At 66.4% G+C, this 6,507-nt stretch carries 4 protein-coding genes; all 4 read right to left on the bottom strand.

Annotation, left to right across the window (positions count from 1 at the left end):
* Positions 1 to 2,005 (bottom strand): efflux RND transporter permease subunit (locus AC3A35_RS19265; RefSeq protein ID WP_487437871.1); only part of this gene is annotated, 2,005 nt, incomplete at its 3' end.
* Between the two features lie 57 nt (positions 2,006 to 2,062).
* Positions 2,063 to 3,178, bottom strand: a complete 1,116-nt coding sequence (locus tag AC3A35_RS19260) for a WD40/YVTN/BNR-like repeat-containing protein (RefSeq protein ID WP_487437869.1) — start codon at positions 3,176 to 3,178, stop codon at positions 2,063 to 2,065.
* A 67-nt stretch (positions 3,179 to 3,245) separates the two neighbouring features.
* Positions 3,246 to 4,613, bottom strand: coding sequence for a DUF1329 domain-containing protein (locus AC3A35_RS19255; RefSeq protein ID WP_487437868.1), 1,368 nt, complete (start codon positions 4,611 to 4,613; stop codon positions 3,246 to 3,248).
* Between the two features lie 16 nt (positions 4,614 to 4,629).
* Entirely contained in the window at positions 4,630 to 6,270 is a 1,641-nt protein-coding gene (locus AC3A35_RS19250) for a DUF1302 domain-containing protein (protein WP_487437866.1), read from the bottom strand.
* Positions 6,271 to 6,507 lie beyond the last annotated feature (237 nt).

Raw genomic sequence — 6,507 nt, 5'->3', positions numbered from 1 at the left:
TGGTCGCGGCCTCGATGCCGGCGCTGCCGGCGGCCAGCATGAAGGTGGCCTCGGGCGTGCTGTTGGCCGCGGCATAGACCAGCAGCAGCATCTCCGTCCACGCGCGCTTGACCACGATGTTGGTCGCGGCCTCGATGCCGGCGCTGCCGGCGGCCAGCATGAAGGTGGCCTCGGGCGTGCTGTTGGCCGCGGCATAGGCTTCGACCTCGGCGACCACACGCTGCAGGGTCTCGGCCTTGTGGTCCTTCAGGTAGACGTAGAGGGAGGTCAGCGAGCAGGTCTGGTTGAAGAGCTCGCGCGGCGCGCGGGTTTGCACCGCACCGAGCGAGCTTTGGTTCGGCACCAGCTCGTACCACTTGAAGCTGCCTTCGTTGAAGCCGACGGAGGAGAACTTGGACAGGGCCGCCATCGAGTTGGTCGCCTCCACCCCCGGCAACTGCTCGAGCTGCCAGGCCAGCTGGTCGATTTTCTCCAGGGTCGAGTAGGCCGTGCACTGGTCGGGATCGGTCCTGACCATCACCACGAAGATGTCCGAGCTCGCGGCGTAGTTCGCCACCATGAATGCGTTGTCGCGGTTGTAGCGCGAATCGGGGCGCAGCTCGGGCGCGCCGGCATCCAGGTCGCCGATCTTGAGCTGGGTCGACACCGCGAACCCGGCCACCGCCAGCATGGCGGCGGTGCACACGGCACCGAGCGCCCAGCGGCGCCGGGTGAAGTGGTCGAGCGCACGCCACAGGCGATGCTTGTTGCCGAGCGCCTGGTCGGCCCGTTCGGCTCTCAGGCTACGCTCGGCGGCGCTCGCGCTGACGCCGGTGTAGGAGAGCAGGATGGGCAGCAGGATGAGGTTGGTGAAGATCAGCATCGCGACGCCAATGCTGGCGGCGATCGCCAGCTCCTTGATCACCGGGATGTCGATCACCAGCAGCACGGCGAACCCCACGGCATCGGCCAGCAGTGCGGTCAGGCCGGGAAGGAAGAGGCGGCGGAAGGTGTAGCGCGCGGCGATCAGCTTGTGCACCCCGCGGCCGATGTCCTGCATGATGCCGTTCATCTTCTGCGCGCCGTGGCTCATGCCGATGGCGAAGACCAGGAAGGGCACGAGGACGGAATAGGGGTTCAGCTCATAGCCGAGCGTGGGTAGCGCGCCCAGTTGCCACAGCACCGCGGTCAGGGAGCTCGCCATGACCAGCAAGGTGCTGCGGATGTCGCGGTTGAACCAGTAGATCATTGCGGTGGCGATGACGATCGCGGCGGCGAAGTACATCAGCACTTCGCGCAGGCCACCGATGAGGTCGCCCACCACCTTGGCGAAACCGGAGATGTGGATGCCGGTCTGGGCACCCTGGTACTTGACCCGGATCTCCTCGAGCCGCTCCGAGAACACCCGGTAGTCGAGCTTCTGGCCGGTCTGCGGGTCGGTATCCAGCAGCGGGACGGAGATGATCGACGAACGGAAGTCGGCCGCCACGAGCTGGCCGATCTCGCCCGAGCGCTCCACGTTGAGGCGCACCTGCTGCAGGCTTTCCGCCGCGCCGTCGTAATCCTCCGGAATGACCGCGCCGCCGTCGATGCCGTCCTCGGTGACCGCGGACCAGCGCGTGGTCGGCGTCCACAGCGACTTCATGAAGGGCCGGTCGACGCCGGGAAGCAGAAACACTTCGTCGTTGATCTTCGCCAGCTTGGCGAGGTAGTCCTGGTCGAAGATGCTGCCCCCGCGGTTCACCACGGCGATGCGGACGACGTTCTCGAGGCCGGAGAGGTCCTGCTTGTGGGCGAGGAAGTTGACGACGTAGGGGTGCGAGGTCGGGATCGTCTTCTCGAAGCTCGCATTGAGGCGCAGCTGGAAGGCCTGGGCGCCGAGCAGCACGGTGAGCAGCAGGCACAGCACGATGACCAGGGGACGATGGTTGAACAGCGCTCGTTCCACCAGCGAGCCGGACTTCCGATCGAAGTCCTCGAGGCGGCGCACGCTTGCTGTGTCCGGGGTGTTGGGGGTGGGATGCATGTCGTAGGTGACTCCGGTTGGTCGGCGACGCGCGGCCGCGCAAACGTCGAACGATCTTCAGGACGCGGCGGACGCAAACTGCAGCTTGTGCACGCCGCGCGGGCTGGCAACGACCAGGCGGCCGGCCGCGGACTGCGTGAGGTCGGCGACGGGCTGCGGATCGGCGTGCGGCACCGGCTGGAAGCTGCGGCCGTTGTCGCGGCTTTGCATCAGCTCGCCGACCTGGCTGGCGAGCAACAGGCTCCCGTCGGCAAGGCGCACCCCGGCGCTGATCGAGGTGCGCGTGCCGGTGTCGACCTCGGTCCAGCTTGCGGCAGCGTCGCCGGACCAGAAGGCGCGGCCGCGCAGGCCGTAGAGCAGCAGCTCGCCGCCGGTGCCGGTCACCAGGCCGAAGTAGGTTCCTTTGGAGGGGGAATTGACCGGGGTGAAGCGTTCTCCGCCGTCGCTCGAGCGCAGCAGCAGGCCCTGCTCGCCGGCGATGTAGAGGTCGCTGCCGACCGCCTCGATGGCGTAGAGGTGCAGACCTTTCGGATTGACGATGTGGCCAAGCCACGACTTCCACGTGCGTCCACCGTCGTCGGTGCGGAAGGCCAGGTTGTAGGCGCCGACGACGTAGCCGGTGCGCTCGTTCTCGAAGTGGAGATCGAGCAGCGGCTTGTCCGGGCCGTCGTCGACGAGGTACTGCGCGGCCGCGAGCTGGCGTTCGGCTTCGGCCGCGTCGGTCGTGGCCTCCCTGGCCGCCTGCTGGGCGGCCTGCAGGGCGATGGCCGCGGCCTGCACGCCGTCGAGCTGGCGTACCCAGGTGGCGCCGCCGTCTTCCGTGTGCAGCACGACGCCGAGATGGCCGATCGCCCAGCCCCGGCGGTCGTCGACGAACTGGACGCCGGTGAGCGTGGTGCCCACCGGCACCTTCGCCTGGCGCCAGCTTGCCGCGTCATCGTCCGACAGCAGCACGATGCCGCGTTCGCCGACGGCCACCAGGCGCCCTCCGGCGCGCGTGAGGGCGAGCATGGCGGCGCCTGCGGCTTTCGCGGTCTGCACGGCGTGGCGGGTCAAGACGTTGAAAGAGGAGGCCGCCGGACTGGCCGAGGCCTGACGTGCGAACAGCCCGAGCGAAGGCACGGCGCCGGCACAGGCGCAGGCGGCGATGTGTTTGAGAAACGAGCGGCGCATGACGAGCGTATCCAGGCTGATGTGTGGGAGCCCGCCCCGGAGGGCGGGCGCGTCGGGATGACGGACCTTATCGTCCGCCCTCGCTGGCCAGGCTTTCAGGACTGTAGAAGTCAGCCGGCTCCCGCGGCGTGATCTCGTACTGCACCTTGGCGCCGGTGGTGGCCACGCTCAGGTAGTACTCGCCCGTCTGCACGTTGTAGCCGCCCCAGTTCACGATGTTGCCGAGCAGGGCCGGAACGTCCGGCGCGAGCAGGGTCAGGGAGTAATAGCCGCGCCACAGCTCGCCCTTGGCGTCCCAACCGTCGGAAAGCAGGATGTTCCAGCTGTCCTCGTCGACGTAGTAGCGGCGCTTGGGCACGACGTGGCGCTTGCCGTCGCGCAGGGTCGCCTCGACCACCCACACGCGGTGCAGCTCCCAACGCACGAAGTCGGGATTGAGGAACCTGGGCGTCACCAGCTCTTCCGGCGTGGCGGTGGCGGCGCGGTTGTTGTTGTAGGGGACGTACATCTCCTGCTTGCCGATGAGCTTCAGGTCATGGCGATCGAGGGGCCCATAGGCGCCGAAGGCCTCGTCGAAGAAGCCGATGCCCGAGGTGATGAAGTTCGGCGTGTCGTACCCGACCGAGGGAGAGCGGCGCACCCGCCGTTGCCCGACCAGGTACTGCCAGGAGGGCTTTTCGGCGGGATTGACGTACTGCCAGTCGAGCAGCCCTTCGCCAGCCTTGGAGGCCGGCTCCCGGGTGAGCAGCTTGTTCTTGATGTAGTAGCCGTCGAACTTCTCCGGTGCCCCGTCCTGGTAGTAGTAGGGGTTGGTGAACCATTCCTCGTATTTCGAGGCCATGATCGGCTTGCCCTGGGAGGTGACGAGCCAGGTGGTGGCCGGGGTGTAGGCGCTCTCCCCGGCCCAGGACATGCGGTGGTTCCACAGGACCTCGTAGCCATCCTTGGGGATCGGGAAGGGAATACCGCCGTAGGCGCCTTCCACCGCGTCGCCACCCTTGGCGGTCTTGGCACGTGTCGCGTTCTGGAAGGTGTTGTCGAACACCCATTGCGGCGCGGCCGCCGTGCGCCGCGTCGGATAAACGTCGAGACGATAGTCGGGATACTTCGTCAGCAGCGCCCTGGTCGCCTCGCTCAACTTGTCGGCGTACTGGCCCATGTTCTCGCCGGTGATGGAGAGCACCGGCTTGTCGGCGGCGAAAAAGTCCGGGCGCGGCTGGCCGGGCTTGTAGCCCGCCGGCGCCTTGGTATAGCCGCCGGTCCACTCGGGGATGGTACCCGCCTTGTTGCCGGCCTTTTCCGCGCCGAGCGGGGTGAGGGTGGTCTTCAGCTTGGCCGCCTCTTCAGCCGGGACCACGGCGTAGGCCGGGGCGAGTGCGGTGGTCAGGGCGATCGACAGCGCGAGCGGCGCCAATGGAATGCAAAGGACGTTCATCTGTGTCTCCGGATTTTTAGAAGGTTCGCTTGACGTTCAGCGAGATGAAATTGCGGTCGCGCAGGGGCTGGTCGTAGGAAAGGTGTGCCGTCGGTGAGTTGGGCGGCGTGAGGAAGGGGCCCTCGTCGCCCAGGTAATGGACGTAATTCACCCCGAACTGCCATTTCTGCTCGTAGTCGCCGGTGATGCCGATGCTGATGTCGCCGCCACGTTCGACGCCGCCGTTGAAGGCGAAAACGGCCGAGGACTTGCCGTAGGGGTTGTAGCCGATACCGATCGGCACGTTGATGTCGAGGCCCGGCAGCACCTGGTAATAGGCGGGTGAGAAGAGCAGGCGAAACGCGACCGCATCGCGGGTCGTATTCGGGTCGAGGGCCTGGCGGTTCTTCGATACCTCGGCGGTACGGTTCCAGGCCACCTCGGCGAGGAACACGCCCCCTTCCCAGAAGCGCGTGGTGTTGAGCAGATAGACCGTCGATACCTGGGCGTGCAGTGTCTTGCCCACGGCGTAGGCCGGGCGGCTGTCGTTGTCGGCCCCCTGGCCGGGGAGGATCACCTGTGGGTCGCTCACCAGCGGCACGTTGTCCCGCACGGAGATCTCGCCCGCCACGTTCGCGTTGCCGACCGTGGTGCTCAGGCTCACGCCGTAGGTGCGGATGCCCTCGTGATACGCGTGGACGAGATTCGCCGGATGGAAGGCCGGATCCAGGGTCAGGTAGATGTTCGGCGTCTTGTCGTGGTAGCGGGCGGCGAACACCCCGACCTCGGCATCCCAGTCGTTGAGGAGGTAGCGCAACTGAATGCCGCCTTGTCCCGAGTCGCGCGCCGAGATGTTGCTGCCGCGCAGGAAGGGCCCCGCGCTTTCCGCCCCCTCGCCGACGATGTCATTGGTGCTGAGATAGCTTCCGGCCGGCGGGATGACCGATTTCTCCCACTTCGTCTGGTAGTACGCGCTCACCGACATCTCGGGCGTGAGCTGAAGCTGTCCCGAGACCTGTTCGACGGGGCGCAGGACCTCCTTGAACTGGCTGCTCGGCACATTCAGCAGCTTCACCAGATCGATCGGACCCTGGGCGTTGGCGATGCCGTTGGCGCCGAAGAACAGGCTCTCGCCGAAGATCAGCGAGTGGCGCCCAGCACGGATCGTCGCGGCCCTGCCGCCGATCGAGCCCTTGGCATAGACGAAGGCGTCGAGCAACTCGGCCTTGCGGCCCATGCGGTCGCGGGTCTTGTCGGTGAATTCGTCGTGGGCGACGCTGATGTTGTTCGAGGTCGCCGGCGAGTTGTTGTCGTTCGACCGGTTGTAGACGTCGTCGTACCACGCGGCGCCGCTCACGCGGGCGCCGAAGTTCTTGTACGACACGTCCAGCTCGGAGAGCAGGTCGATTCGGTTGGAGATCAGGCCCCGGCCGAAATTTTGGTCGCCGTCGTCGGTGCGGGCGTCGGCCATGATCTTGTCCGAGCGGTCGCTGGTACGGAAGCCGACGCTGTACTTGACCGTGTTGTCCCAGCGCACCCGGAAATCGCGGTTGCCGGTGTCGATCTCGAACGCGTACGCGCCGGTCGTGTGACCGCAGAAAAAGGTTGTCGCCAACAGGCCGGGAAGCAGTGCGGAAGCGCTGCGGGCCCGCTGTCGAACTGGGTGAAACAGGCTCATTTTCTTGTCTCCTTTGGGTGGTGGCTTACTGAGCAACTTGGATCAGCGGTTTCTTATTTGTGCATAAATTATCATTTTGTGCAAAGTCTGCTCCTGGCGGCGCGGCCTGTCAATGGAAAGCGAGGGGGCGCGGACACATTTCGTCCGAGCCCGCCGCCTTCGGTCCGGTGGTTCCGCCGCAGATGGCCATTGGCCCAGAAGTTTTGTTGTCATCTCCTGCCTCCTTGATGTTCCCGG

It is taken from the genome of Azoarcus sp. Soil_N_20, from assembly GCF_057656155.1.
The sequence above is the reverse complement of the archived record's forward strand: the minus strand, read 5'-3'. Positions and strand labels throughout refer to the sequence as shown.